The sequence below is a fragment of the Streptomyces sodiiphilus genome (assembly GCF_039529215.1).
GTDB classification, from domain to species: Bacteria; Actinomycetota; Actinomycetes; order Streptomycetales; family Streptomycetaceae; genus Streptomyces; species Streptomyces sodiiphilus.
The window spans coordinates 1-2,964 of the sequence record NZ_BAAAMJ010000125.1 but is presented as its reverse complement, the minus strand read 5'-3'; the positions used below and the strand labels follow the sequence as shown (position 1 = coordinate 2,964).

The 2,964-nt window shown below is 73.3% G+C and carries 3 protein-coding genes; 1 reads left to right on the top strand and 2 read right to left on the bottom strand.

Annotated features, from left to right (window positions below):
* Positions 1–155 precede the first annotated feature (155 nt).
* On the bottom strand, positions 156–1,163 hold the full coding sequence (locus ABD299_RS24950) for a stage II sporulation protein M (protein ID WP_344267078.1): 1,008 nt from the start codon (positions 1,161–1,163) through the stop codon (positions 156–158).
* 125 nt (positions 1,164–1,288) lie between these two features.
* Between ABD299_RS24950 and ABD299_RS24945 the strand changes: the two genes are divergently transcribed.
* Entirely contained in the window at positions 1,289–2,308 is a 1,020-nt protein-coding gene (locus tag ABD299_RS24945; RefSeq protein ID WP_344267075.1) for an RDD family protein, read from the top strand.
* Here the strand turns inward: ABD299_RS24945 and ABD299_RS24940 are convergent.
* A complete protein-coding gene (locus ABD299_RS24940) occupies positions 2,292–2,915 on the bottom strand; it encodes a hypothetical protein (RefSeq protein WP_344267072.1) in 624 nt (207 codons plus the stop codon). The two genes, ABD299_RS24945 and ABD299_RS24940, sit on opposite strands and share 17 nt — an antisense overlap.
* Between the last annotated feature and the right edge of the window lie 49 nt (positions 2,916–2,964).

Here is a 2,964-nt window from a genome sequence, read left to right as displayed (position 1 = left end):
GGTTTCGGTCATCCATAGTGGGTGCCGCACAAAGGCGGCAGAGCGCTCCCCGTTGCCGGGCAGCTTGGAAGACATTACGCACCCCGGGCGTCCGTGTCAACCCCCGGAGACCAGGAAGCCGGGCAGGCTTCCTCCCCGGCCCGGGACCGGATGTCTCACGCGGCCACCGGGGCCTCCGCCGCGCGGTCGGCCTCCACGATGTCACCGGTCTCACCGGCCAGGTACGCACGGCGTCCCACCACGAACACGTACACCAGGAACGCGGCCTCGGCCACGATTCCGATCGTGATGCGGCCCCAGGTGGGCAGGCCGGACGGCGTCACGAAGCCCTCGATCAGACCGGAGACGAACAGCACCGCGGCCAGGCCGATGGCCATGCCGATCGCCGCCCGCCCCTCCTGTGCCAGCGCCGCCCGCCGGGTCCGCCGGCCCGGGTCGATCACGGTCCAGCCCAGCCGCAGGCCCACCCCGGCCGCGACGAAGACCGCCGTGAGCTCCAACAGGCCGTGCGGCAGGATCAGGCCCATGAAGACGTCGAGCCGTCCGGCCGCCGCCATCAGACCGACGCCGACCCCGACGTTGACCGCGTTCATCAGCAGAACCCACACCACCGGGATGCCCAGGAGCGCGCCGAAGGCCAGCGAGATCGCGGCGACCTGCGCGTTGTTCGTCCACACCTGGGCGGAGAAGGCGGCCGCGGGACTCTCGGTGTAGTACGTCTCGTAGGCGCCTCCCTCCCTGGTCATCTCCCGGACCTCCTCCGGGGCCGCGATGGCCCCCTGCACCTCCGGGTTCCCGGCGATCCACCAGCCGATCACCGCCACCAGCAGCGTGAAGACGATGCCGGTCGGCACCCACCAGTAGCGGGTGCGGTAACAGGCCGCCGGGAACCCCGCGGTGAAGAAGTGCGCGGCATCGCGCCAGGTCGACTTGCGGGCTCCGACCACCGCACTGCGCGCCCTGGCCACCAGGGTGGTCAGCCTACTGGTCAGTGCCGGGTCCGGAGCCGAGGCCTGCACCTGTGACAGATGCGTGGCGGTCCGCTGGTAGAGCGTGACCAGCTCGTCCGTCTCGGCACCCGTGAGGTGCCTTCGGCGGCGCAGCAGCTGGTCGAGCCGCTCCCATTCGGCCCGGTGCGCGGCGACGAACACGTCGAGATCCATAAGAAGACCTTCTCAGATGCGGCAGTCCCGGGGCGGGGCTGTACCGGATTCCTTCGCACGGCAGACTGGACCGTGCGGGCAGCAGATTCGGCGACGGCGACCCACCGCAGAAGGAGAAGAACCGGATGAGTCATCTGGTCACGGGAGACGCGGTGGTGCTCGGGCTGCAGCCCGCCAAACTGCCGAGCCGGGCCGTCGGCATCGCCCTGGATCTGCTGGTGTACGTCGGCGGCTATCTGGTGCTCTCCCTCCTCCTGGTGAGCACGGTGCTGCCGCTGGGAACCGCCACCGCCGCGGCGGTCCAGGTGGCTCTCGTGCTGCTGATCGTGATCGGGGCGCCCGTCGCCGTGGAGACGCTCAGCCAGGGCCGTTCGCTGGGCAAGCTGGCGACCGGCCTGCGCGTGGTGCGCGAGGACGGGGGGCCGATCCGGTTCCGGCACGCACTGGTCCGCGGGCTGATCGGCTTCGTGGAGATCCTGGTGACCGTCGGTTTCGTCGCCTGTGTCTCCTCCCTCATATCCGAGCGGGGACGCCGGCTGGGCGATGTCTTCGCCGGGACCCTGGTGGTGCGGGAGCGCATCCCCGTCACCCGGACGGCCCCGCTGCCGCCGCCACCGCCCTGGCTGGCGGCGCACTTCGCGCAACTGGATCTCTCCCGGGTGCCGGACGGACTGTGGCTGGCCGTCCGCCAGTATCTGAGCCGGATGCGGCAGCTCGACCCCCAGGTCGGCTGGTCGATGGCGGTGAAGCTGGCCGCCGATGTCTCCGAGCGCACCGGCACTCCCGTGCCCCCCGACATGCACCCGGCCGCCTACCTGACGGCCGTGGCCGCGGAGCGGCAGCGCCGCGCCGCGGAGCGGACGTTCGGCCCTCCGCACCGGGGCGGCCCTGCCGGGCCCATGACCGCTCCGGCCGCGCCGTACGGTCCGCCCCCCGCACAGTCCGGTCCCGCACCTGCCGTGCGCCCGGGGCCTCCGCCTCCCGTTCCCGGTGGTGCTCCGGCGGTGCCGGACCGTGCGACGCCGCCGCCGCACGGCGCCCCGCCTGCTCAAACCTCGGCCGTCCCCCCCGCTCCTCCGGCGGAGCCGCCCGGTGCGGGCGGCCGCTCTCCGCAGTCCGGCGGAGGGTTCACTCCGCCGTCCTGAGAACGGACGGCGGCGACTCCAGCTCCTCCAGCTCGATCCCCGGTGCGGCCAGCACCACGTCTCCCGCCAGATGGACGGTCTGCCGCTCACCGGTCTCCTGGTCGTCGACCCGGTAGGTGTCCACGTGCAGCGGTCCGCTGTCGGTGTCGTGCGTCTCGGTGCCGAGCAGCGTCCATGCCTGGTCCAGCGTGCGGGGCGCCAGCACGGGAGCGGTCAGGGCGACCAGCCGGACCCGGGCGCCGGGCTTTTCGCGGCACAGGGCCAGCAGCCGGGCGGTGGCGACCAGGAACGCCGGGGAGGGGCCGGTGAACGCGTGGGCGGCGGCGTTGCCGGGCTGCGCCTGCTCGCCCGCCGGATCGGTGCGCACCCAGGTGACACCGTCCATGGCCGCGCCCCGGACCTGCCACCCGCCGGCCCGCGCCTCCAGCCGCAGCGGCCGTCCCAGATCGTCGATCGCCAGGTCCCAGGTCTGTACGGTCCGGCCGGACGGGTCGGTGACCTCGGACACGTACCGCCATCCGGAGCTGCCCGGAGCGCAGCGGAAGTGCTCCTCGCCGAGCGGGGCGCGGTCGTGCGGGTCGTGCAGGGAGTAACGGCCACGGGGCATGGGAGCGACCCTACGGGGCCGCGCGCCGGCACCGGGCGGGTGCCCGGTG

What these genes read in the sequence shown, in the direction of transcription:
- ABD299_RS24940 (WP_344267072.1), bottom strand. Translation starts at nt 2,915, where the DNA reads ATGCCCCGTGGCCGTTACTCCCTGCACGACCCGCACGACCGCGCCCCG.
- ABD299_RS24950 (WP_344267078.1), bottom strand. Translation starts at nt 1,163, where the DNA reads ATGGATCTCGACGTGTTCGTCGCCGCGCACCGGGCCGAATGGGAGCGG.
- ABD299_RS24945 (WP_344267075.1), top strand. Translation starts at nt 1,289, where the DNA reads ATGAGTCATCTGGTCACGGGAGACGCGGTGGTGCTCGGGCTGCAGCCC.